Genomic DNA, 24,683 nt, shown 5'->3' with positions numbered 1-24,683 from the left:
ACCCTACAACATTTGTTCCGATAGCTCAATCAGAAAAGTGGCGGCACTACACCGGGGTCACTTAATCGGCAATTTGGTGGTGTTTTTGACTTCTTCCATGACGGCATAAGTGTGGGTTTCCCGCACACCTTTTTGCAGCAGCGTCTTGCCGAGGAATTCACGGTAAGCGGCCATATCCTTGACGCGCGCCTTGACCAGGTAATCAAAGCCGCCGGCGACCATGTGACATTCCAGTACCTCTGGAATGATTTGTACGCTATGCTTGAAGGCATCGAACACTTCCGGTGTCGTGCGGTCGAGCACGACTTCGATAAAGACCAGCAACGAGACGTCGAGCAACTGCGGGTTCAACTGGGCCGTATAGCCCATGATGTAGCCTGATTCATGCAGCTTGCGCACGCGCTCCAGGCAAGCGGCCGGCGACAGGTTCACGCGCGCGGCCAGTTCCACATTGCTGATGCGCCCGTCGCTCTGCAATTCCATCAAGATTTTCTTACTGATCTTGTCCAGCATGCGAATCACCCCCATATAAATATTATTTGGTTAAATTGTCGCATCAAAAACTATCTATTGCTAGTCCTCTGTATTACCAGAATTAATCCATAAGAATCCCCTTTACAATCGAATCATCTTAACGTTCGACTTTCTGTATTTTTTTGCACCAAAAAGGAGCAAAAAATACCGCAAGTTTCGTCTCCTTTTTCCTTGTAAAGAGCTCCTATGCACCCTGCTGGCCCTTCGGCTTTTACCCCGATTCCCTTTGCTGCGCTCCAGGCGGAAATCCTGCCCGAAGCGACGCCACAACGCGCTGCCATCACGGCCGCCTATAGGCGCGACGAGGTTTCCGCCGTGCAGTGGCTGTTGCAACAAGTGCGCGCCAGCAGCACCGAAACGACGGCCGAAGGCCAGGCCCTGGCGCACCGCCTGGTCTCGAACGTGCGCCAAAAACGCACACGCGCATCCGGTGTCGATGCACTGATGCATGAGTTCTCGCTATCCTCGGAAGAGGGTGTTGCACTGATGTGTTTGGCGGAAGCGCTGTTGCGTATACCCGACAGTCAAACGGCTGATCGCCTGATCGCCGACAAAATCAGCAAGGGCGACTGGCGCAAGCATCTGGGCGAATCGCCCTCGCTGTTCGTCAACGCGGCCACCTGGGGCTTGCTGATCACGGGCAAACTGGTCAGTACCAGCAGCGAGTCGGGTCTCGGTTCGGCCATGACCAAACTCATCGCCAAAGGCGGCGAACCGCTGATCCGCAAGGGCGTCGACCTGGCCATGCGCATGCTGGGCAACCAGTTCGTCACGGGGCAAACCATCGAGGAAGCCCTGAAAAACAGCCGCGAGAATGAAACGCGCGGCTACCGCTACTCGTATGACATGCTGGGCGAAGCGGCGCTGACAGAAGCGGACGCGGCCAACTACTATGCGTCGTACGAAACGGCGATCCACGCCATCGGCAAGGCCTCGAACGGCCGCGGCATCAGGAATGGCCCCGGTATTTCCGTGAAACTGTCGGCCCTGCATGCGCGCTACAGCCGCGCCCAGCGCGCCCGCGTCATGGAAGAATTGCTGCCGCGCGTCAAGGCGCTGCTGTTGCTGGCAAAACAGTACAACATCGGTTTCAACATCGATGCGGAAGAAACGGACCGCCTGGAACTGTCGCTCGACCTGATGGAAGCACTTGCTTTTGATACCGATTTGGCCGGCTTCGACGGCATCGGCTACGTGGTGCAGGCGTATCAAAAACGCTGCCCCTTCGCCATCGATTACCTGATCGACCTGGCCAAGCGCAGCGGCCGCAAGTTCATGGTGCGCCTGGTCAAAGGCGCGTATTGGGACGCAGAAATCAAGCGCGCGCAAGTCGATGGCCAGGACGGCTATCCCGTCTACACGCGCAAGGTGTACACGGACGTCTCTTACCTGGTGTGCGCGCAAAAATTGCTGGCCGCCAGCAGCCTGATCTACCCGCAATTTGCCACGCACAACGCACAAACCCTGTCGACGATTTATACCTGGGCGAAACGCGACGGCATCACCGACTACGAATTCCAGTGCCTGCACGGCATGGGCGAGACCCTGTACGACCAGGTCGTCGGTCCGGCCAACCTGGACAAGCCTTGCCGCATCTATGCGCCCGTCGGTTCGCATGAAACCCTGCTGGCCTACCTGGTGCGCCGCCTGCTGGAAAATGGCGCCAACTCGTCGTTCGTCAACCAGATCGTCGACGAAAGCGTGGCCATCGATAGCCTGATCCGCGATCCGCTGGAGCAGGCGCGCCTGCAGGGCGGCTTGCCGCACCCGTCGATCCCGCTGCCGCTGGACATGTTTGGCAGCGAGCGCAAGAACTCGGCCGGCCTGGACCTGTCGAATGAAGACACCCTGCGCACCCTGGCCGCCGGCCTGGCGCAGCAGCAGCAATGGCAGGCGGGGCCGCTGATTGATGGCGCCGTCAGCCTGAATGCGCCCACGCACGCCATCCACAATCCGGCGCAGCACGACGATATCGTCGGCAAGGTCATGGAAGCGGGCCCGGCCGACGTGGAAACGGCGCTGGCCAGCGCCAGCGCGTATGCGATGGACTGGCAAACGACGGAACCGTCGCTGCGCGCGCAAGCCTTGCTGCGCGCCGCCGACCTGTTCGAGGAACACCATATCGAGCTGATGGCCCTGGCCGTGCGCGAAGCGGGCAAGTCGCTGCCCAACGCGATCGCGGAAATCCGCGAAGCCGTCGACTTCCTGCGCTATTACGCGGCGCAGGTGCAGCACGCGCCGAACAACCTGGCGCTCGGCCCCGTCACCTGCATCAGCCCGTGGAATTTCCCATTGGCCATCTTTACGGGCCAGCTGGCCGCCGCCCTGGCAGCGGGCAACGTGGTGCTGGCCAAGCCGGCCGAGCAAACGCCGCTGATCGCCCACCGCGCCGTGCAGTTGCTGCATGCGGCGGGCGTGCCGCGCGGCGCGCTGCAATTCCTGCCCGGCAGCGGCGAAGTGGTCGGTGCCGGCCTGTGTAACGACGCGCGCGTGAAAGGCGTGATTTTCACGGGCTCGACGGAAGTGGCGCAATTGATCAACCGCAACCTGGCCGCGCGCGCCGTGGCGGAAAGCATCGATATCCCGCTGATCGCCGAGACGGGCGGGCAGAACGCCCTGATCGTCGATTCGTCCGCCTTGCCGGAACAGGTGGTGCAGGACGTGATGTCGTCGGCGTTCGACAGCGCCGGCCAGCGCTGCTCGGCCTTGCGCGTGCTGTTCCTGCAGGCGGAAATCGCCGACAAGACCATCCACATGCTGAAAGGCGCCATGCAGGAATTGCGCGTCGGTAATCCTGACCGCCTGGCCACGGATATCGGCCCCGTCATCGATGCCGAAGCGCAAGGCAATCTGCTGGCGCACATCAACAAGATGAAAACCGTGGCCCTCGACCACTATTCGCTCGACCTGCCCACCGTGAAAGGCACGTTTGTTGCGCCGACCGTGCTGGAAATCAAGTCGCTGGAACAATTGACGCACGAAGTCTTCGGTCCCGTGCTGCACGTGATCCGCTACAAGCGTTCCGAACTGCCGCAACTGGTGCAATCGATCAACGACAGCGGTTATGGCCTGACCTTGGGCATCCACACGCGCATCGACGAAACCATCGACTTCATCACCCAGCGCGCGCACGTGGGCAATATCTATGTAAACCGCAACATCGTCGGCGCCGTGGTGGGCGTGCAGCCGTTCGGCGGCGAAGGCAAATCGGGGACCGGCCCGAAGGCGGGCGGCCCGCTGTACCTGAAACGCCTGCAGCGCAATGCGCCGGCCGGCCCGCAGCACCAGCGCCAGGCGCCGCCCGCGCTCGATGCGCTGACCGTGTGGGCGAAGATGCATGGCCACGACAAGGTGCAGCAGCTGGCGCAGGAATACGCGCGCACGACTTTGCTGGGCAGCACCACCGTCTTGCCAGGCCCGACGGGTGAACGCAATACCTTGAGCTTTGCCGCGCGCGGCACCATCCTCTGCGCGGCGGCGAACACGGGCGTGCTGATGAACCAGCTGGCGGCCGTGCTGGCGACGGGCAACCAGGCGCTGGTGCTGGCGCAATCGCCTGCGCTGATTCCCGGCGATTTGCCGGCCGCGCTGAAGGACCGCATCCAGGTCGTCAGCAGCCTGGAGTCCGTCAAGCATGATTTCCAGATCGCCATGATCGAGCCTAGCCTCGATGCCCAGCTCAAACCGCTGCTGGCGGCCCGGGAAGGCGCCCTGGTGGGCACCATCGAGACGACGCAGGAGGGTGTCATCCCCCTGTGGCGCCTCGTCGCCGAGCGGGCGCTGTGCGTGAACACGACGGCGGCCGGCGGCAACGCCAGCCTGATGATGCTGAGTGTCTAATATTTAAGCAAGTCATCAATGCAAAAAGGGCAGAACCGCTGGTTCTGCCCTTTTTTTATGCACACTAGCTGAAAAATCAGCCAGCCAGGCGCCGGCACAGCTGCCGGATCACGGCAAACGCGTACGGCGAGGCGACGGTTTGCACGAAACGCATGAAGTCGACGGCCGCCTCTTCGTTGGCGTTGTCGGAAATGGTGCGCATGACCGTAAACGGCACGCCGAGTTCAAAACACACTTGCGCCACGGCGGCGCCTTCCATTTCGACGGCCAGCAGGTCCGGGATATCCGCTTTCAGCTGGTTGATATGCGCCGCGCTGCCGATGAACTGGTCGCCGCTGGCGATCAGGCCGCGGTGTACTGTGGCATGTTGCAAGCCGAATTGCGCGATATCGGCCGCCTGCAGCACGCTGGCAGCGTCGTCACGCAGGAAATCTTCCGCGGCGGCTCCCAGCTGCGTGCTCAGTTCCAGGTCCGTGGCAAAGCGCTGCAGACCCGTCAGCGGCACTTCAAAGCGGGGAAACAAAGGGCGGGCATCCATGTCGTGCTGCAGCAGCGCTTCCGCCACCACGATATCGCCGACTTTCACGCGTTTATCCCCGCTGCCGGCCACGCCGGTGAAGACGATGTGGGTAACTCCGTACTTTTCCACAAGGATAGAAGCTGTCATGGCAGCGGCAACCTTGCCCAGACGCGACAGAACGCACACAGCGTCGATATTCCACAGGGTTCCCAGGGTGTAGTCACGCATGCCGTGCGAACGCCTCTGGGGGCCTTGCATGGCTTCTACCAGCCCCTGCTGTTCTTCGTGCAAGGCACTGATGATACCTAAACGCATTTTTTTGGGTGAATTCATGCTGTTTTTACAGGTTTTTTGTATTGCAAAACGGTTTACAGGGTGAAAACAGCCGTTCCGGCGACTTTTCCACCGTGCGCGTTTGTCTCTGTGTTTTAAATAAAGATGTATACATAAAAATAGTAGTGATAGTAAACGGCCATTTTTTTGTGGATAAGTCGGTATACCGTCTAAAAATCATCAACTTAGCGCACAAAAAAGTAGGCGCACAAGCATTGTATCTACGGAGGACTTGTTTGGGATAAAAATTGGCTTGTGGACAAAGATCGACTTTTCCCACATCTCATCCTGTGGATATGCAGGCACTTATCCACACTGCTCTGCATAAATCGCGTTTTTTCTTGCTGCAGTGACATGTTTGACGTGGTCTGCATGCATGACTCCCTGCTTGGCAATCGCAGCTGAGCGATCACGAGCGCAGCTCTTTCCTGCAGATTGGCATCGAGTTGATTCCTGGAAGACGGTTTGGCATGGTCGCGCTGTCGCCGTTGACTTTTTTTTTTGACGGTTTTTGCCTGCTTTTGGGAAATATCCCCGGACTTCCGCTTTTTTTGTCGGTTTACAATAGATCTATATATAAAAATAGTAGTAATAGTAAACGCGTTTTTTTCTGTGGATAAGTCGTCTTTTTTCAACAGGATCAATCGTTTACGCACAAAATAAAGCGTGCATAATCGCTGTATCACGCGAGGAGCAAACTTGTATAAAATACGCGGCTGCGCATAACTGCGTGTTTACGCACAATTCATCCTGTGGATATCAAGTGACTTATCCACAATCGTCTCCAACTTCCCCTGATTTCGACCTCATGCGGCTTGCCGGCTCAGCGCCTGGCAAGGGCCGTTGACATTTCTATTTTGCAAAACGGTTTGGCAGTGCTGTCTGCATGACGCCGGCCGCGCCGGTTTTCGCTGCTCAGTTGTTGGCGCGTTTTTTTTGGGCCGTCAAAGCAGCTTGTCGGCTTTTTTTTTGAAGTCAGGCTTGTGAACCTGTTCGTCGGCGAAGCGCAGGCAAAGCGCGTGTTGTCGGGTTTACCTTAACAAGATCGTATACAAGAATAGTAATAGTAGTTAACGGTGTCATCTTCTGTGGATAAGTCCTGATTTATCCTTGTAAACAATCGCTTGGCGTACGGATAAGCGCTGAGTAAGCGTTGTATCTGTCTGGGATGGTTTCTGGACAAAAAAAAGCGGCTGAAAAAAATTTTCGTTTACGCACATATCGTCCCTGTGGATATCCATACGGTTATCCACAGCTTGCCGCCCCTTTTAGGCGCTGTTTTTCACCTTGCCGTGACCCTCGTCGTTGTCATTTGCCACGATTAATGTCGCCCTGGCCCGGCACTGGTGGTAATCTCAAGGCGGCTCAGCAGCCATGCATGCATGAAGAAAGACAGACTCTGGTAGCGGAACGGGGCGGGGAGACACGCCGCGCGACAGCTTGATGGCATACCGAAAGGAGCTTCATTGGAATCGGCAGGCGAATACGACTACATCATCGTGGGCGGTGGCACGGCCGGTTGCGTACTGGCCAACCGGCTCACGCGCGACAAGGACGCCAGCGTTTTGCTCGTGGAAGCGGGCGGCAAGGACGACTACGTGTGGATCCACATCCCCGTCGGTTATCTGCATTGCATCGGCAATCCCCGCACGGACTGGCTGTATTCCACGCAGGCGGACGCGGGCCTGGGCGGGCGCAGCTTGATGTATCCCCGCGGCAAAGTGCTCGGCGGCAGCTCGTCCATCAACGGCATGATCTATATGCGCGGCCAGGCTGGCGATTACGACCACTGGGCGGACCTGACGGATGACGCTTCCTGGCGCTGGGACAAGGTGCTGCCGCTGTTTAAGCAAAGCGAGGATTATTACGGCGGCGCATCGGAAAACCATGGCGTCGGTGGCGAGTGGCGCGTGGAAAAACAGCGCCTGTCGTGGGACATTTTGAATGCGTTCCGCGACGCGGCGCAGCAGGTGGGCATCCCGAAAACCAGCGATTTCAATGGCGGAGATAATAGCGGCAGCGCGTATTTCGACGTCAACCAGCGCCGCGGCATCCGCTGGAATACCGCGAAAGCGTTCTTGAAACCGGCGGCGCGCCGGCCGAACCTGACGATCATGACGGGTTGCCACGTGGAACGTCTGCTGCTGGAAACGACGGAAGCGGGTCCGCGCTGCACGGGCATCGTGTTCACGGGCGGCGGCACGCAGTGGCAGGCGACGACGCGGCGCGAAACCTTGCTGACGGCGGGGGCCATCGGTTCGCCGCAATTGCTGCAATTGTCCGGCATCGGCCCCGCCGCCTTGCTGCAGGAGCATGGTATCGCGCCCGTGGTCGATGCGGCCGGCGTGGGCGGCAATTTGCAGGACCATCTGCAGCTGCGCATGGTCTTCAAGGTGCAGGGCGTGAAAACCTTGAATATCATGGCCAGCAACATGTTCGGCAAGATGCAGATTGGTTTGCAGTATGCGTTGTTCCAGAGCGGGCCCATGTCGATGGCGCCGTCGCAACTGGGGGCGTTCGCGAAATCCGATCCGCAGCAAGCCACGCCGAACCTGCAATACCACGTGCAACCCTTGTCCCTGGACAAATTCGGCGAACCCTTGCATGCGTTTCCCGCGTTTACGGCCAGCGTCTGCAACCTGCGCCCCAGCTCGCGCGGCCACGTGCGGATCGCCAGCGCCGACAGTTATGCGGCGCCGAAGATCGTGCCCAATTACCTGAGTACCGAGCAGGACCGGAAGGTGGCGGCCGATGCCTTGCGCCTGACGCGGGCCATCGCCGCCGCGCCGGCGTTAAGTAAGTTTGCGCCGCAGGAATACAAGCCCGGCGTGCAATTTCAGACGCAGGAAGAACTGGCGCAGGCGGCCAGCCAGATCGGCACGACGATTTTTCACCCGGTGGGCACGTGCCGCATGGGCCTGGCCAGCGATCCCCTGTCCGTCGTCGACAGCCAGCTGCGCGTGATCGGCCTGGCCGGCCTGCGCGTCGTCGATGCTTCCATCATGCCCTACATTACATCGGGCAATACCAACTCGCCCACCGTGATGATCGCGGAAAAAGCGGCGCAAATGATACACGCGGCCTGGAAATGACGCTCGAAAAGCGTGCGTTTGCGCCATTCGGGCTGGCCAAAAATCCCCGTAGTTATACTGTATTGTGCGTTAAATTTAAGTTGTGTATTATAAAAATGACTAAGTAGTACAAAAAGTACAACTAGGAGACACGATGTCAAACGTAATCTTGGAGACAAGAAATTTGACCAAGGAATTCAAGGGTTTCACGGCAGTCAGTGACGTCAACTTGAAGGTAGAGCGGGGCCATATCCACGCCTTGATCGGTCCGAACGGCGCCGGCAAGACCACGTGTTTCAACTTGCTCACCAAATTCCTGGTCCCCACTTCCGGACAGATCCTGTTCAATGGGAAAGACATCACGGCCGCCAAGCCGGCCCAGATCGCCCGCATGGGCGTGATCCGTTCCTTCCAGATTTCCGCCGTCTTCCCGCATTTGTCCGTGCTGCAAAATGTGCGCATCGGCTTGCAGCGCCAGCTGGGCACCTCGTTCCACTTCTGGCAAAGCGAACGTTCCTTGAACCAGCTCAACGACCGCGCCATGGCCTTGCTGGCCGAAGTGGACTTGACGGAGTTCGCCGACACCATCACGGTCGACATGCCGTATGGCCGCAAGCGGGCGCTGGAAATCGCCACCACCCTGGCGATGGAGCCGGAAATGATGCTGCTCGATGAGCCGACCCAGGGCATGGGCCACGAAGACGTGCATCGGGTCACGGAGCTGATCAAGAAGGTGTCGGCAGGCCGCACCATCTTGATGGTGGAACACAATATGAACGTGGTTTCGGGTATCTGCAACAAGATTTCCGTGCTGCAGCGCGGCGCCATGCTGGCCGAAGGCAGTTACGCGGAAGTGTCGCGCAATCCGCAGGTGATGGAAGCGTACATGGGCACCACCCACGCGGAACTGGAAGGGGCGCATTGATGACTTCTACAAGCAAGCCACCGGCGCTGGAAATCGCCCAGCTGCATACCTGGTATGGTGAATCGCACATCCTGCACGATGTGAATTTGAAAGTGGAGCAGGGTGAAGTGGTGACTTTGCTGGGCCGCAATGGCGCCGGCCGCACGACGACCTTGCGCGCCATCATGGGCTTGACGGGCGCGCGCACGGGCTCCATCAAGGTCCATGGCAGCGAAGCGATAGGTTTGGCCACGCACAAAATCGCCCACCTGGGCATCGGTTATTGTCCGGAAGAGCGCGGCATTTTTTCGTCGCTGTCGACGGAGGAAAACCTGATGCTGCCGCCGACCCTGGCCAGCGGCGAGAAGGGCATGACGGTGGAGGAAATCTACGCCATGTTCCCCAACCTGCAGGAGCGCCGCCACAGCCAGGGCACGCGGCTGTCCGGCGGCGAGCAGCAGATGCTGGCCGTGGCGCGCATCCTGCGCACGGGCGCGCGCCTGTTGCTGCTCGATGAAATTTCCGAAGGCCTGGCGCCCGTCATCGTGCAGGGACTGGCGCGCATGATCACCACCCTGAAGGCAAAGGGCTACACCATCGTCATGGTGGAACAGAATTTCCGGTTCGCCGCGCCGCTGGCGGACCGGTTTTATGTGATGGAGCACGGTCAGATCGTCGAGACTTTTGCTGCATCCGCACTGGAAGCCAAGATGCCGGTATTGACCGAGCTGCTTGGCGTGTAATGCCCATGTCGTTCGCCCTGTAGTTCGTATCGTCGTCGAGCAATCGTTTAAATAGCAAACAATAATCCCAACGGAGACTCTATGAAACGTAACGCTATCGCCATTGCCACCGCCACCCTCTGCGCACTGGGCTTGTCCGCCGCCGCGCACGCCCAGGTTTCGGGCGACACCATCAAGATCGGCTTTATTTCCGACATGTCCGGCGTGTATTCCGACGTCGATGGCCTGGGGGGCGCGGAAGCCATCAAGATGGCGATCGCCGATGCCGGTGTGGTCATCGCCGGCAAGAAGGTGGAATTCATTTCCGCCGATCACCAGAACAAGGCCGACATCGCCGCCTCGAAGGCGCGGGAATGGTTCGACCAGCAGGGCGTCGACATGCTGATCGGCGGCACCAATTCCGGCGCCAGCCTGGCCATGGCCAAGGTGGCGGCGGAAAAGAAAAAGATTTTTATTGCCATCGGTGCCGGTTCCTCGCGCCTGACGAATGAGGAATGCACGCCGTACACCGTGCATTACGCCTACGACACGGTGGCCCTGGCGCGCGGCACGGGCGGCACCATCGTCAAGCAGGGCGGCAAGAACTGGTATTTCATGACGGCCGACTATGCGTTTGGCCATTCGCTGGAAAAAGACACGGCCGAGGTCGTCAAGGCGGCGGGCGGCAAGGTGCTGGGCAGCGTCAAGCATCCGCTGGGCGCGTCGGATTTCTCTTCCTTCCTGCTGCAGGCACAGGCGGCGAAACCGCAAATCCTGGGCCTGGCCAATGCGGGCGGCGACGCCATCAACAGTATCAAGGCGGCCAATGAGTTCGGCTTGACGAAGTCCATGAAACTGGCCGGCTTGCTGATCTTCATCAATGACATCCATTCGCTGGGCTTGAACCTGACGCAGGGCATGTACCTGACGGACGGCTGGTACTGGGACTTGAATCCGGAAACGCGGGCCTGGTCGAAACGCTATTTCGCCAAGATGAAGAAGGAACCGTCGATGCTGCAGGCAGCCGATTACTCGGCCGCGGCGAACTACCTGAAAGCCGTCAAGGCCGTGGGCACGGATGATACCGAGAAAGTCATGGCGTATCTGAAGAAGACCAAGATCAACGACATGTTCACCCAGAACGGCGAAGTGCGTCCCGATGGCCGCATGGTGCACGACATGTATCTGATGGAAGTGAAAAAGCCGTCCGAGTCGAAATATCCTTGGGATTACTACAAGGTGGTGGCCACCGTGCCCGGCGCGCAGGCCTACGTGACCAAGGCTGAATCGAAGTGTTCGCTGTGGAAGTAAGCTCGTAGAAATCGCCCGCCGCTGCGCGGGCAGTCTGTCCTGCACGCTTGGCTCGCAGGGTACGCCTTGCGCCGCCGCACCCGTTCGCGGCGGCGCGTTTCCCTTGATACCACACCGTCGCCTGGCGGTGCTTTTTATACTGTGATGCCATGGAAATTTTCGGCGTTCCATTACAAGCGATGATGAGCCAGCTGCTGCTGGGCCTCGTCAACGGCTCGTTCTATGCCATGTTGTCCCTCGGTCTGGCCGTCATCTTCGGCTTGCTCAATGTTATTAATTTCTCGCACGGCGCCATGTACATGATGGGCGCCTTTCTGGCCTGGATGGGCCTCAGCTATTTCGACATCAATTACTGGGCCATGCTCGTCATCGCCCCCATCCTCGTGGGCCTGGTCGGCATCCTCATCGAAAAGACCATGCTGCGCTGGCTGTATAAACTCGACCACCTGTACGGCTTGCTGCTGACCTTCGGCATCACCCTGATCATGGAAGGCGTATTCCGCTCGTTCTATGGCGTTTCGGGCCAGCCGTATGCCGTGCCCGAAGCGCTGGCCGGCGCGACCGACCTGGGTTTCATGATCCTGCCGAACTACCGCGCCTGGGTCGTCATCGCTTCGCTGTCCGTGTGCCTGGCCACCTGGTTCGTCATCGAGAAAACCAAACTGGGCGCCTACCTGCGGGCCGGCACGGAAAACCCGAAACTGGTGGAAGCGTTCGGCATCAACGTGCCGCTGATGGTGACCCTGACGTTCGGCTTCGGCGTGGCGCTGGCCGGTTTCGCCGGCGTGCTGGCCGCGCCCATCATCCAGGTCTCGCCGCTGATGGGCTCGAACCTGATCATTGTCGTGTTTGCCGTGGTGGTGATCGGCGGCATGGGATCCATCATGGGCTCCATCCTGACGGGCCTGGCGCTGGGCGTGATCGAGGGCCTGACCCGCGTGTTCTACCCGGAAGGCTCGGCCACCGTGGTCTTCGTGGTGATGGTCATCGTGCTGCTGCTGCGTCCCGCCGGCCTGTTCGGCAAAGAAAAGTAATCCTCATCAGACATGTATTGGAGCTACCACGATGAATAAGAATGTAGGCTACGCCATTGCCCTGCTGCTGGCGTTGGCGGCCCCGTTTTACGGCTATCCCGTCTTCCTGATGAAGTTGCTGTGCTTTGCCCTGTTTGCCTGCGCCTTCAATTTGCTGATCGGCTATACGGGCTTGCTGTCGTTTGGCCATGCCGCTTTCTTTGGCGGCGCCGGCTATGTCACCGGCTACGCGCTGCGCACCTGGGGCTGGCCGACGGAACTGGGACTGCTGGCCGGGGTCGCCACCGGTGCCTTGCTGGGCCTGGTGATGGGCGGCCTGGCCATCCGCCGCCAGGGCATCTATTTCACGATGATCACCCTGGCCCTGGCGCAGATGGTGTACTTCCTGGCCCTGCGCCTGCCGTTCACGGGCGGCGAGGATGGCTTGCAGGGTGTTCCACGTGGAACCTTGCTGGGCACCATAGACCTGGGTAACGACATGGTCCTGTACTACGTCGTGCTGGCCATCTTCATCGCCGGCTTCGCCCTGATCGTGCGCACCATCCATTCGCCGTTCGGACAGGTATTGAAAGCCATCAAGGAAAACGAACCGCGCGCCATTTCGCTGGGCTATGACGTCAACAAGTACAAGCTGATGGCCATCGTGCTGTCCGCTTCCCTGGCCGCGCTGGCCGGTGCCACCAAGACCCTGGTGCTGGGCTTTGAGACGTTGACCGACGTGTACTGGGGCATGTCGGGCCTGGTCGTGCTGATGACACTGGTCGGTGGCATGGGTACCCTGGCCGGCCCCATCATCGGCGCCGTGCTGATCATTGCCTTGGAAAACAAGCTGGGCGACTTCGGCACCTACCTGGCCACGCACACGGGCGTCGAGTGGTTCGGGACCCTGGGTGAATCGGTGGGCATCGTCACCGGCATCATCTTCGTCATCTGCGTGCTGATGTTCCGGCGTGGCATCGTCGGTGAAGCGCTCGCCCGTTTCGGCGGCAGGGCGGCCAAAGCCGCTGCCTGAGTTTTCAGCAACGCCGGACTGTCTGTCCGGCGTTTTTCATTGTGCATCCACTGTGTCCTCAACGGAGAGAACCACCATGCAAACGACGATCACGCGCGCCGGCGCGGGCCTGTGCACCTTGCTGGCATTGACGGCCTGCGGCAGCAACCATGCGCCGGAAGAACTGAACCAGCTGCCCGCCTACCTGGGCGCCATCACGCGGGCCGATTACGACGGCAAGAGCAACGACCTGCTCACTGCCGGCCTGGGCAAGACCGGGCTGGCGGGTGCCACCCCCGCGTATGCGAATGCGGAGCAGCCCACACCCGTGGAGTTGCGCCGCAACGCCATCCACGCCAATTACCGCGCCGTGCTCGACATTGCCGCCAACAGCGGCTACGGCACCCTGTACGGACCGAACGTGGACGCGAATGGCAATGTGGGCACGGGCGAGGGCTTGATCGCTGGCAGCGAATACATCGCCTATGCGGACGACGGCACGGGCAAGAAAAACGTCACCTTGATGGTGCAGGTCCCCGCCAGCTTCGATCCGGACCGCGCCTGCATCGTCACGGGAACGTCCAGCGGCTCGCGCGGCATCTATGGCGCCATCGGCAGCTCGGGCGAGTGGGGGCTCAAAAAGGGCTGCGCCGTGGCGTATGCGGACAAGGGCTCCGGCACGGGCCTGTATGTATTCGAGGACGACAGCGTCAACCTGCAAAACGGCGTGCGCGCGGGCAGGGTTGCGGCCGGCAAGAATGCGCTCTTCGCGCCGGACCTGGCCGACGCGGACCGCCTGGCCTGGGCCGGCGCCTACCCGAACCGCATTGCCTTCAAGCATGCGCATTCGCAGCAGAACCCGGAGAAGGACTGGGGCAAGGTGACATTGCAAGCCGTCGAGATGGCCTATTACGTCTTGAACGAGCGCTATGGCGTGCTGGCCCGCGACGGCAGTTCGCGCATCGTGCGCCTGACGCCGAAGAACACCATCACGATCGCCTCGAGCATTTCCAACGGCGCCGGCTCGGCCCTGCTGGCGGCCGAGCAGGATACGAAGGGCTTGATCAGCGGCGTGGCCGCCAGCGAGCCGCAGGTGCAGCCGGCACCCTCGACTGCCTACAGCGTGCGCCAGGGCGGGGTGGTGGTGAATGCACCCGGCCGCGCCCTGTTCGATTACGCTACGTATGCCGCCCTGTACCAGCCGTGCATCGCTTCCGTGGCGGGCAATGCGGGACGCTGCACGGCGCTGGTCGGCAAAGGGCTGTTGAACGGCGCCGACCTGGCATCGCAGCAGGCCGACGCGAAGAAGCGCTTGCAGGCGTATGGCTGGCTGCTCGATTCCGATCCCTTGCAGGCGGCCCATGCGGGCACGAACATCCTGGTGGCCGTCACGTACGCGTATGCCTACGGAAAATTCTCCGTGACGGACAAGGTCTGCGGTTTCACGTTTGCGCAGACGGATGGCGGCGGCAATCCGATCGCGTTCACGTCGGCGCAAAAGGCGGCCAGTTTTGCTGCGCAAAACGGCATCCTTGGCAATGTCGTGTATGAAGACAGCGTCGGCGGCGCCAAGGTGTACACGGCGGGCGTGTCGCCATCGACCAGCCTGGCGGACCAGTCGCTGGACGGCTTCCTGTGCCTGCGCAGCCTGGCGACAGGGCAGGATGCCGTCAGCGGCGCCGTCCTGCGTGGCACCCTGGCCACGCACAGCGCGCGTGTGCGGGCCGGCGTGGCCGAGGTGCAGGCGACGGCCAAGTTGAACGGCAAGCCGGCCATCATCGTGCACGGCCGCAGCGATACCCTGATTCCCGTGAATCATGCTTCGCGCGCGTACGTGGGCTTGAATGCGGTGGTGGAAGGGGCGAACAGCAAGCTGCGCTATATCGAGGTGACGAACGCCAACCACTTCGATTCCTTCAGCAGCGCCTTGCCGACGTTAATCGTGCCCCTGCACGTGTATTTGAACCGGGCGCTCGATGCCCTGTATGCGCATTTGACGACCAAGCAAGCCTTGCCGCCATCGCAGGTGGTGCGCACGGTGACGCGCGCCGATGCCTCCACCTTGATCACGAACGTCAACGTGCCGCCGATCGCGGCGGTGCCCGCTGCCGCGAATGCCGTCAATGTGGCGGGGACGGTGGTGGATATTCCCAACTAGCGGGCACTGCCTGTGGAACACGCGGCCACCTTGTCGGTGGCCGTTTTTTATGCCCAGGCGGCCTCGGGGATCTGTCCCAGTCCCTGGAAGACAGGTTTGCAAAACCAGTAGCCTTGCATGAGGGAAATGCCGCAGCTGGCGAGGAAGTCGCGTTCTGCGCTCGTCTCGATGCCTTCGGCCAGCACGCGGATGCCCAGTTCGCCGCACAGGCTGGCGATGGCCCGCACGATGGCCTGGCGCACCAGGGAGGTATCGATGTTGCGCACCAGGTCCATGTCGATCTTGATGATGTCGGGCTGGTATTCGGCCAGCAAGTTCAAGCCCGCGTAGCCGGCGCCAAAATCGTCGATGGCCGTCTGAAAGCCGAAGCGGCGGTAGGCGCGGAAAATATCCACCAAATGGGGGCGGTCCTGCACGCGTTCACCTTCCGTCACTTCAAAGATGATGTGATCGGTGGGGAAGTGGTGCAGCCGCGCGGCTTCCAGGGTGCTGCGGATGCACACCTCGGGACGATAGACGGCGTTGGGCAGGAAGTTGATCGACAGGTAGCCCTGCATGCCCAGCCGGGCTGCACCGGCCACGGCTTTCACGCGGCAAGCCTGGTCGAAGCGGTAGCGGTTTTCGTCGTTGACTTGCGCCAGCACGCTGGCGGCGCTTTCCCCATGCGGGCCGCGCACCAGCGCCTCATGCGCGTAAATGCTGCGCGTGGCGAGGTCGACGATCGGCTGATATGCATACTCGAAGGCAAAGTTCAGCGGTGCGCTGTCGTGGCAGCCGGCGCAGGCGCCGTAGGGAAAGCGCGTGCTGGCAGGATGGAGGGGAATGTCGGGAGGCGTCATGGCGGCAGTGTAGCAGGGGGGCCGGCTTATTCCGTCTGCTGGCTCACAGTGCCGCCGCATAGATGGCGCGCGCATCGCCGCGTGTCACCAGGCGGGGATTATTGCCCAGCAAGCGCGTTTGCAGCATGGCTTCGTCGGCCAGCCGGTCTAGATCGCTGGCGGCGACACCCACCTCGCGCAGGGTGCGGGCGATGCCGGTGGCGTGCGCAATCTCCTGCATGGCATCGATGAGGGCATGGGCCCGTGCCTCGTCGCTGCCCGTGACGCCCGGGCGGAGGATGGCGGCCAGCTCCGCATACAGGGGCGCCGCATGGGACACATTAAAGCGCAGCACGTGCGGCAGCACCAGCGCATTCGACAAGCCATGTGGCACGTGGAACAGGCCGCCGATGGGATAGGCGAGGGCGTGCACGGCGGCCACCGGCGCATTGGCAAACGCCTGACCAGCGAGCATGGCGCCCAGCAGCATGGCCTGGCGCGCCGCCAGGTTCTGGCCATCGTGGCACGCCCTTATTAAATTGCCAGACAGCAGCGACAACGCCTGGGTGGCCAGCATGTCGGACAGTGGATTCTTTTGCAGGCGGCTGGTGTACGCTTCGATCGCATGTACCATGGCATCGATGCCCGTGGCGGCCGTGACGGCGGATGGCAAGCCCAGCGTCAGGCTGGCGTCGAGGATGGCCAGGTCCGCATACAGTTGCGGGGCGACCACGCCCATCTTGGTGGTGGCGCCCGTGGTGACGATGGCAATCGGCGTCACCTCCGAACCCGTGCCCGCCGTGGTGGGCAGTTGCACCAGCGGCAGGCGTTGGCCGTGGACATTGCCGATGCCATACAGTTGCGCCAATTCCTGGTGGCCCGGCGCCAGCACGGCGATCAGCTTGGCCACGTCCAGCGAGCTGCCGCCCCCGAGGCCGATAATCAGTTCCACGTGAAACATCTGCGCCATCGCCACGCCGGCCAGCACGATGGCTTCGGACGGATCAGCTTGTACCTCGGAAAAGACGTGGACCTCGATGCCGGCCACCTGCAGATTGCGCAGGGGCGCCTCGGCCAGGCCCGTGCGCAAGAAGCCCGCGTCGGTGACGAGCAGGGCGCGGCGGACGGCCGGAAAATGATGGGCGACGTGGACACCCACCTGACCGGCGGCGCCCGCCGCGATGATCAGATGGGGCACGGTGCGAAACTGGAAGGCGGACATGCGTACTCCTGGCAGTGGGGAGGAAAACCAAGCTTACTCCGCTTTCCCGCACCGCGCCTGTTTCACGTGGAACCAGACGCCTTGCTTGCGCCCGTTATTCCCAGTCGAGCGCGCCCTTCTTCCACTCATACACGAGGCCGATCGTCAGCACGGCGAGGAAGCCCATGACGGCCCAGAAGCCGAGCAGACCCAGCGCGTGCACATTGGCCGCCCATGGCATCAGGAAGATCACCTCGATGTCGAACAGGATGAACAGGATGGCCACCAGGTAGAAGCGGATGTCGAACTTCATGCGCGCATCGCCGAACGCTTCGAAGCCGCATTCGTATTGGGACAGCTTTTGCGGATCGGGTTTATGCGGTCCCAGCGCCCGCCCCAGCAGCATGGGCACGATGCCAACCAGGATACCGACGAGTATGAACAGCAGCACGGGAAAGTAGCTTTCGAGGAACATGGTGATGCCCCTCAGTGGCTGGAAGACAGTTTCATCAGCACGATGCCGCTGACGATGAGAACGGCGGCGCACACGCGCATGGCGCTGAGCTGCTCGCCCAGCAAGACGACGCCGACGATGAAGGCGCCGACGGCGCCGATGCCCGTCCAGATGGTATAGGCCGTGCCCAGGGGCAGGGTGCGCATGGCCACCGACAGCAAGCCGAAGCTGGCGATCATCATGACGATGGTCACGACAGAGGGAGTGAGGCGGGTAAAACCCGCGGAGAGTTTCATCGAGTATGCCCACACGACTTCCAACATGCCGGCAATGAGTAAGAGTATCCAGGCCATGGCGGCTCCTTATACAGAGCGGGCCGTCCCGGTGTGTTCCCATGATGGGGGAGGCCGTCCTCCTGGATGATCGTCGCCATGGTCACTGGCGTGAGCACGCAGGCGGACGATGCGGCAATTGTAGCAAACATTTCACCCTGCCGCAGCCCCATGCAGGCCCCTGGCGTGGCAGCGCCGCGTGTTCCACGTGAAACAGAAACAGGCGCCGCCACGCCCTTGCTGAGTAAAAATTAAGCAAAAAATGGCCTGCGGAAGGTTGCGCTCGCAAAAAGACTCTATAATCGGAGCTCTCTTCCCGCATTTTTACTTGCACTGTTACCTATTTATCATGTTATTTCCTACAGAATTCGACGTCATCGTTGTCGGTGGTGGTCACGCCGGTACCGAGGCGGCCCTCGCTTCCGCCCGCATGGGGCAGAAGACGCTTTTGCTCACGCATAATATTGAGACACTGGGCCAGATGTCGTGCAATCCTTCCATCGGCGGCATCGGCAAGGGCCACCTGGTCAAGGAAGTCGATGCCATGGGCGGCGCGATGGCGATTGCCACCGACGAGTCCGGCATCCAGTTTCGCATCCTGAATTCCTCGAAAGGCCCGGCGGTACGCGCCACGCGCGCCCAGGCCGACCGTATTCTCTACAAGGCCGCCATCCGCACGCGCCTGGAAAACCAGCCGAATCTGTGGCTGTTCCAGCAAGCCGTCGATGATTTGATCGTCGAAGGCGACCGGGTCGTCGGTGCCGTGACGCAGATCGGCCTGAAGTTTCTCGCGCGCGCCGTGGTGCTGACGGCTGGCACTTTCCTCGACGGCAAGATCCACGTGGGCCTGAATAACTACTCGGCTGGCCGCGCCGGCGACCCGCCGGCCATCTCGCTGTCCGCCCGCCTAAAAGAGTTGAAACTGCCGCAGGGCCGGTTGAAAACGGGCACGCCGCCGCGCATCGACGGTCGCACGATCGACTTTTCCGTGATGCAGGAACAGCCGGGCGACCTCGATCCCGTGCCCGTGTTTTCCGTCATGGGCAACACGGCCATGCACCCGCGCCAGGTGCCGTGCTGGGTCACGCACACCAATAGCCAGACGCACGACATCATCCGCGCCGGCCTCGATCGCAGCCCCATGTACACGGGCGTGATCGAGGGCGTCGGTCCCCGCTATTGCCCGTCGATCGAGGACAAGATCCACCGTTTCTCGGGCAAGGAATCGCACCAGATCTTCCTCGAGCCGGAAGGCTTGACGACGCACGAGTTCTATCCGAACGGCATCTCCACCAGCCTGCCGTTCGACGTGCAGATCGCCCTGGTGCAGTCGATGAAGGGCATGGAAAACGCCCACATCCTGCGTCCCGGCTATGCCATCGAATACGATTATTTCGACCCGCGCGGCTTGAAAGCCTCGCTGGAAACGAAGGCCGTCGCCGGCCTGTTCTTCGCCGGCCAGATCAACGGCACCACGGGTTACGAGGAAGCGGCCGCGCAAGGCATGCTGGCGGGCTTGAATGCGGCCCTGCTGACGCAGGACAAGGACGCCTGGGTACCGGGCCGCTCCGAGGCCTATCTGGGCGTGCTGGTCGACGATCTGATCACGCAGGGCGTGCAGGAACCGTACCGCATGTTCACCAGCCGCGCCGAGTACCGCTTGAGCCTGCGCGAAGACAATGCCGACATGCGCCTGACGGAAATCGGCCGCGCCCTGGGCTGCGTGGGCGACGCCCAGTGGCAAGCCTTCGAGACCAAGCGCGAAGCGGTGGCGCGGGAACTGGAGCGCCTGCGTTCCACGTGGGTCAATCCGCGCATCCTGGCGGCGGCCGAATCGGAACGCATCGTCGGCCAGGCCATCGAGCGCGAATACTCGCTGGCGGACCTGCTGCGCCGCCCGAACGTGGCGTACGACACCCTGATGAGCATGACGGGCATGGAAGGCCAGGCCCTGGCCGGGCCCGGCGTGGAAGACCCTGCGGTGCGCGAACAGGTGGAAATCCAGCTCAAATACGCGGGCTACATCGAGCGCCAGAGCAAGGAAATCGAGCGCCACGAACACTATGAAAACCTGGCCTTGCCGGCAGGTTTCAATTACCTGGACATCGGTGCGCTGTCCGTCGAAGTGCGGCAAAAACTCGACAAGCAGCGCCCTGAAACCCTGGGCCAGGCATCGCGCATTTCCGGCGTGACGCCGGCGGCGATTTCGCTGCTGCTGGTGCACTTGAAAAAGCGCGGTTTTGGCGCAGGGCAAGCCGAAATACAGACCACCACTTTAAAGGACGAGGTTGTTGAATGAAGCAGTTTGACCGGGCCGCATTGGCCCCCATTTTGAATGAAGGCATCGCCGCGCTGGGACTCGATCTGAGCGCGGATCAGACGGAAAAACTGCTCGATTACCTGGGCTTGCTGGCCAAATGGAACAGCGTGTACAACCTGACGTCGGTGCGCGATCCCCTGCAGATGCTGACCCTGCATGTGCTCGATTCGCTGGCCGCCGTGCCCGCCTTCGCGGATGCAAAGAACGTGCTCGACGTGGGCGCCGGCGGCGGCTTGCCGGGCATGGTCCTGGCCATCGCACGGCCCGATGTGAAGGTGTCGATGATCGACACGGTGCATAAAAAGACGGCTTTCCTGACGCAGGTGAAGGCGGAACTGGGTCTGGCCAACGTCACGGTCTACACGAAACGGGTGGAACAGCTGGAAGTGGCGCAGAAATTCGACGTCATCACCTCGCGCGCCTTTGCCGACCTGTCCGACTTCGTCAACTGGTCGAACCACGTGCTGGCCGAGGGCGGGCAATTCATCGCCCTGAAAGGGGTGGCACCGCCGGACGAGCGGGAGAGACTGCCGGCAGACTGGAAAGTGCAGGAATTGCGGCCTATCCAGGTGCCAGGGCTAAATGCAGAGCGTCATCTGGTCTTTATAACAAGAATTCAAGAGCCGCAAAATTAAACGGTATAAATGATATAAACAGTTTATGCGGTATAAATTATATAAACCGTATAAACGATTTATATCGTATAAATGAAATAAATAGTATAAATCGTTTCGGCCGGATGCCGGGGCGCACGATGAAGTTTGCACCTATTTACAACTAGAAGATACATGGCCAAAATTTTTTGTGTAGCAAATCAAAAGGGTGGTGTTGGTAAAACCACAACAAGCGTCAACCTGTCCGCCGGTCTGGCCAAGTTGAACCAGCGCGTGCTGCTGGTCGACCTCGACCCGCAGGGCAATGCGACCATGGGCGCCGGCATCAACAAGGCCGGCCTGAAGGCGTCGACCTATGAAGTGATGCTGGGCGAATCCGATGTCAAGACGGCACGCCAGCGGTCGGAAGCGGGGCGGTTCGATGTGCTGCCGTCGAACCGTGAACTGGCCGGCGCCGAAGTGGAGATGGTTGAACTGGACAACCGCGAGCGCCGCCTGAAGGATGCGCTGGCCGAAGTGGACGGCGAATACGATTTCATCTTAGTTGATTGCCCGCCGGCATTATCGATGCTGACCCTGAACGGCTTGTGCGCCGCGCATGGCGTGATCATCCCGATGCAGTGCGAGTACTACGCGCTGGAAGGCTTGTCCGACCTGGTCAACACCATCAAGAAGGTGCATGCCAACCTGAACCCGGATTTGAAGATCATTGGGCTGTTGCGCGTGATGTTCGATCCGCGCATGACATTATCGCAACAGGTGTCGGCCCAGCTGGAACAGCACTTTGGCGACAAGGTCTTCAATACCATCATCCCGCGCAACGTGCGCCTGGCCGAAGCGCCATCGTACGGCTTGCCCGGCGTGACCTTCGACCCCAGCTCGAAAGGTGCGCAGGCGTATATCGCCTTCGGCGCCGAGATGGTCGAACGCATCAAGCATATGTAAACAGCAGTATCGGGGTCGGCCCCTTTGGGTCTGGCCCCGGCTTTAGCGGTTGGGCTAAAAAATTGCCAACCCCAAGAAAAATACTGGGGTCAGACGGGGACGCCGAGTCCCGGAGGGTCTGACCCCTTAGTTAGTTAGGACAGCATGGCTACGAAAAAATTAAAAGGACTGGGTCGCGGACTCGACGCCCTCCTGGGCGGCGGCGGCGACTTCGCCAGTGCGGACACGACTCAACCATCGAACTTGCCCGTGTCACAAATGCAAGCCGGCAAATACCAGCCGCGCACGCGCATGGACGAGGGGGCCCTCAATGAACTGGCCGCCTCGATCAAGGCGCAGGGGCTGATGCAGCCGATCCTGGTGCGCCCGATCGGGCACGATACCCTGAGCGGGCTTGTCAAATATGAAATCATCGCCGGCGAACGCCGTTTCCGCGCCTCGCAACTGGCGGGCCTGACGGAAGTGCCGGTGCTGGTGCGCGACGTGGACGATCTGGCCGCCGCCGCCATGGCGCTGATCGAGAACATCCAGCGCGAAGACTTGAATCCCCTGGAAGAGGCGCAGGGCATCCACCGCCTGATCGCCGACTTCAGCTTTACGCATGAGCAAGCGGCCACTGCGCTGGGACGCTCGCGCAGCGCCGTCTCCAATCTGTTGCGCCTGATGAATCTGGCCAACCCCGTGCAGACCATGCTGATGGCCGGCGATATCGACATGGGGCATGCGCGCGCGCTGCTGGCCGTCGACGCGGCCAGTCAGATCACGCTGGCGAACCAGGTGGTGGCCAAACGCCTGTCCGTGCGCGAAACGGAAAAGCTCGTCAACCGCACGATCGAGGAAGCGGCCCATCCCGTCGAATCGCGGCAGAAGGAAAAGTCCGGCGATATCGCCCGCCTGGAAGAGGAACTGTCCGATGCCCTGGCCACGCCGGTGGTGTTCAAGATGGGCAATAAGGGCCGCGGCCAGCTGGTGATCGATTTTGCCGATCTTGACGTCCTGGATGGATTGTTGACGCGCTTGCGTGGTTAAATAGCAAGTTGGCAAAGATGCGGGAAGAAGTTGCGGGAAAAGGCCGGGGCCGGCGCTGTGGACAGGCTGCCAATGCTTTCCGGTCGCAGTGCATAATTCCTTGATAACACGGCTGGAAGCGGCCCGGCAAGCGACTTTGCCATATAGTGGTGCAAATGGCGGCGAATAGTCGGTAAAGCGTCAGTTTCACGCAGCAATTGCCCTGCTGCGGTGCAGCAACGTTTGACTCTATAGATCAAAGCCAACTATAATCCCGTGTCTTTGCGTGTGTAGATTTTTCTGGGAACCTGGTAATTGAGTGATTCACAACAAAATATTGCCAAACCAGTCTACAAAGTAGTTGCTTTGCAGCTAGCAATCGCTATCAGTTTTGCCACGGTCACCCTGTTTTTCGGTGGCAGTGTGAAAGGCTGGTCCGCCGCATACGGCGGCGCTATCGCAGTCATCGGTAGCCTGGCATATGCCCTGTTGGTGGTTCGCGGTTCTAGCGACGCCAACAAAGCATTCCGGGCGCATTTGCGCGCAGAAGTGGTGAAAATATTTATCACAGCGGTGCTCTTTATCTTGGCACTGGTGTTGTTTCAGTCGGCCGCCTGGTTATGGCTGATCTTGGGTTTCGCGGTGGCAACCTTAGCATACTGGTTTTCATTGCTCGCTGTTTAATCATTGGTTTTGGGGCCTGTTGAGCTCTGAAACGACAAATCTAAATTCATTATGACCACAGAACACGCTATTGAAGCGGGCCATGCTGCCCCGGCCAACGCCACAGAATACATCAGCCACCATCTGGCGCACCTGCGCAATGCGGAAGGCACCATCAATCTGGACACGTTCTGGATCTCGGCCATTCTGGGCTTTGTTTTCCTCGGTGTTTTCTACATGGCGTCGCGTCGTGCCACTGCCGGCGTGCCTGGCAAGTTGCAAAACTTCGTCGAAATGGTCATGGAAATCGTCAATGACACTATTAATGGGGCCTTCCACGCGAAAAGCAAGGTCATCGCGCCGCTGGCCATCACAATTTTTGTGTGGGTCTGGTTGCTGAACGCGATGGACTTCCTGCCGGTTGACCTGTTGCCGAAGATTCTGAGCTGGTTTGGCGTGCATAAACTGCGCGCCGTGCCGACCGCCGACGTCAACCACACCTTCGCCATGTCGCTGTCGGTCGTACTGTGCGTGATCGCCTTCTCGATCAAGGCCAAGGGCCTGGGCGGCTGGATCAAGGAACTGTTTACGGCCCCGTTCCATGCGAGCGGCCTGATCGGCACGATCGCCCTGGCACCTGTTAATTTCCTGCTGCAAATGGTTGAGTTGGTTGCCAAACTGATCTCCCTGTCGCTGCGACTGTTCGGCAATATGTATGCCGGCGAACTGATTTTCATCTTGATCGCGTTGTTGCCTTGGTGGGCACAGTGGGCGTTGGGTGGTCCATGGGCAATTTTCCATATCTTGATTGTAACTTTGCAAGCTTTTGTGTTTATGGCGTTGACGGTTGTGTATCTGAGCCTCGCGGTTGAGAAACATTAATCATCGACTTTATATTTTGTTTTTTTAG

20 protein-coding genes are annotated in these 24,683 nt (G+C 60.4%); 14 read left to right on the top strand and 6 right to left on the bottom strand.

The genetic code is table 11. The annotated features are described in order from the left end of the window. Positions 1 to 57 precede the first annotated feature (57 nt). Positions 58 to 513 carry an Lrp/AsnC ligand binding domain-containing protein gene (locus tag BM193_RS17875; protein WP_010393827.1) on the bottom strand — a complete coding sequence of 152 codons (456 nt, stop codon included), beginning with the start codon at positions 511 to 513 and terminating at the stop codon, positions 58 to 60. A 207-nt stretch (positions 514 to 720) separates the two neighbouring features. On the opposite strand from BM193_RS17875, the gene putA reads away from it, so the two are divergent. Then, on the top strand, positions 721 to 4,374 hold the full coding sequence (gene putA, locus BM193_RS17870; protein ID WP_092798947.1) for a trifunctional transcriptional regulator/proline dehydrogenase/L-glutamate gamma-semialdehyde dehydrogenase: 3,654 nt from the start codon (positions 721 to 723) through the stop codon (positions 4,372 to 4,374). Between the two features lie 76 nt (positions 4,375 to 4,450). On the opposite strand, the gene BM193_RS17865 is transcribed toward putA, so the two are convergent. Beyond that, on the bottom strand, positions 4,451 to 5,227 hold the full coding sequence (locus BM193_RS17865; protein WP_092798945.1) for a 5'-methylthioadenosine/adenosylhomocysteine nucleosidase: 777 nt from the start codon (positions 5,225 to 5,227) through the stop codon (positions 4,451 to 4,453). Positions 5,228 to 6,693: 1,466 nt separating this feature from the next. Between BM193_RS17865 and BM193_RS17860 the strand changes: the two genes are divergently transcribed. From BM193_RS17860 to BM193_RS17830, 7 genes are all read left to right on the top strand, one after another. Further along, the gene (locus BM193_RS17860) at positions 6,694 to 8,319 is read left to right on the top strand and encodes a GMC family oxidoreductase (RefSeq protein WP_092798943.1); all 1,626 of its coding nucleotides are present in this window, start codon (positions 6,694 to 6,696) and stop codon (positions 8,317 to 8,319) included. A gap of 133 nt (positions 8,320 to 8,452) precedes the next feature. Then, positions 8,453 to 9,223 (top strand): ABC transporter ATP-binding protein, encoded by a 771-nt coding sequence (locus BM193_RS17855; RefSeq protein WP_092798941.1) that lies wholly within the window; start codon positions 8,453 to 8,455, stop codon positions 9,221 to 9,223. Continuing rightward, positions 9,223 to 9,945, top strand: a complete 723-nt coding sequence (locus tag BM193_RS17850) for an ABC transporter ATP-binding protein (RefSeq protein WP_092798939.1) — start codon at positions 9,223 to 9,225, stop codon at positions 9,943 to 9,945. The genes BM193_RS17855 and BM193_RS17850 overlap by 1 nt, the downstream gene beginning before the upstream one ends. Positions 9,946 to 10,026: 81 nt before the next feature. Next, the gene (locus tag BM193_RS17845) at positions 10,027 to 11,235 is read left to right on the top strand and encodes an ABC transporter substrate-binding protein (protein WP_092798937.1); all 1,209 of its coding nucleotides are present in this window, start codon (positions 10,027 to 10,029) and stop codon (positions 11,233 to 11,235) included. 149 nt (positions 11,236 to 11,384) lie between these two features. Next, positions 11,385 to 12,269, top strand: a complete 885-nt coding sequence (locus BM193_RS17840) for a branched-chain amino acid ABC transporter permease (protein WP_092798935.1) — start codon at positions 11,385 to 11,387, stop codon at positions 12,267 to 12,269. Positions 12,270 to 12,300: 31 nt separating this feature from the next. After that, positions 12,301 to 13,281, top strand: coding sequence for a branched-chain amino acid ABC transporter permease (locus BM193_RS17835; RefSeq protein ID WP_092798933.1), 981 nt, complete (start codon positions 12,301 to 12,303; stop codon positions 13,279 to 13,281). Between the two features lie 76 nt (positions 13,282 to 13,357). Then, positions 13,358 to 15,418: a 3-hydroxybutyrate oligomer hydrolase family protein gene (locus BM193_RS17830; protein ID WP_092798931.1), complete on the top strand. Its 2,061-nt coding sequence runs from the start codon at positions 13,358 to 13,360 to the stop codon at positions 15,416 to 15,418. 47 nt (positions 15,419 to 15,465) lie between these two features. Here the strand turns inward: BM193_RS17830 and BM193_RS17825 are convergent, their stop codons facing one another. The 4 genes from BM193_RS17825 to sugE all read right to left on the bottom strand — a co-directional run bounded on the left by BM193_RS17825 (position 15,466) and on the right by sugE (position 18,244). After that, complete coding sequence (locus BM193_RS17825; RefSeq protein WP_092798929.1) at positions 15,466 to 16,257, bottom strand: EAL domain-containing protein; 792 nt, start codon at positions 16,255 to 16,257, stop codon at positions 15,466 to 15,468. A 43-nt stretch (positions 16,258 to 16,300) separates the two neighbouring features. Further along, entirely contained in the window at positions 16,301 to 17,458 is a 1,158-nt protein-coding gene (locus tag BM193_RS17820) for an iron-containing alcohol dehydrogenase (RefSeq protein ID WP_092798927.1), read from the bottom strand. A 94-nt stretch (positions 17,459 to 17,552) separates the two neighbouring features. Beyond that, a complete protein-coding gene (locus BM193_RS17815; protein ID WP_092798925.1) occupies positions 17,553 to 17,912 on the bottom strand; it encodes an NADH-quinone oxidoreductase subunit A in 360 nt (119 codons plus the stop codon). Positions 17,913 to 17,923: 11 nt separating this feature from the next. Beyond that, positions 17,924 to 18,244 carry a DMT family transporter gene (gene sugE, locus BM193_RS17810; RefSeq protein ID WP_092798923.1) on the bottom strand — a complete coding sequence of 107 codons (321 nt, stop codon included), beginning with the start codon at positions 18,242 to 18,244 and terminating at the stop codon, positions 17,924 to 17,926. 328 nt (positions 18,245 to 18,572) lie between these two features. On the opposite strand from sugE, the gene mnmG reads away from it, so the two are divergent. The 6 genes from mnmG to atpB all read left to right on the top strand — a co-directional run bounded on the left by mnmG (position 18,573) and on the right by atpB (position 24,655). Next, positions 18,573 to 20,522 (top strand): tRNA uridine-5-carboxymethylaminomethyl(34) synthesis enzyme MnmG, encoded by a 1,950-nt coding sequence (gene mnmG, locus BM193_RS17805; protein ID WP_092798921.1) that lies wholly within the window; start codon positions 18,573 to 18,575, stop codon positions 20,520 to 20,522. Continuing rightward, on the top strand, positions 20,519 to 21,178 hold the full coding sequence (gene rsmG, locus BM193_RS17800; protein WP_092798919.1) for a 16S rRNA (guanine(527)-N(7))-methyltransferase RsmG: 660 nt from the start codon (positions 20,519 to 20,521) through the stop codon (positions 21,176 to 21,178). The genes mnmG and rsmG overlap by 4 nt, the downstream gene beginning before the upstream one ends. A 153-nt stretch (positions 21,179 to 21,331) precedes the next feature. After that, positions 21,332 to 22,102 (top strand): ParA family protein, encoded by a 771-nt coding sequence (locus tag BM193_RS17795; RefSeq protein ID WP_034752687.1) that lies wholly within the window; start codon positions 21,332 to 21,334, stop codon positions 22,100 to 22,102. 144 nt (positions 22,103 to 22,246) lie between these two features. Beyond that, complete coding sequence (locus BM193_RS17790) at positions 22,247 to 23,131, top strand: ParB/RepB/Spo0J family partition protein (RefSeq protein ID WP_092798917.1); 885 nt, start codon at positions 22,247 to 22,249, stop codon at positions 23,129 to 23,131. A 294-nt stretch (positions 23,132 to 23,425) separates the two neighbouring features. Beyond that, positions 23,426 to 23,794 carry an ATP synthase subunit I gene (locus BM193_RS17785; RefSeq protein WP_092798915.1) on the top strand — a complete coding sequence of 123 codons (369 nt, stop codon included), beginning with the start codon at positions 23,426 to 23,428 and terminating at the stop codon, positions 23,792 to 23,794. A gap of 51 nt (positions 23,795 to 23,845) precedes the next feature. Further along, positions 23,846 to 24,655, top strand: a complete 810-nt coding sequence (atpB, locus tag BM193_RS17780; RefSeq protein WP_071325907.1) for a F0F1 ATP synthase subunit A — start codon at positions 23,846 to 23,848, stop codon at positions 24,653 to 24,655. The last annotated feature ends 28 nt before the right edge of the window (positions 24,656 to 24,683 follow it).

It is taken from the genome of Janthinobacterium sp. 344 (assembly GCF_900112025.1).
GTDB lineage: Bacteria > Pseudomonadota > Gammaproteobacteria > Burkholderiales > Burkholderiaceae_D > Janthinobacterium.
This window is presented reverse-complemented; position numbering and strand designations above follow the sequence as displayed.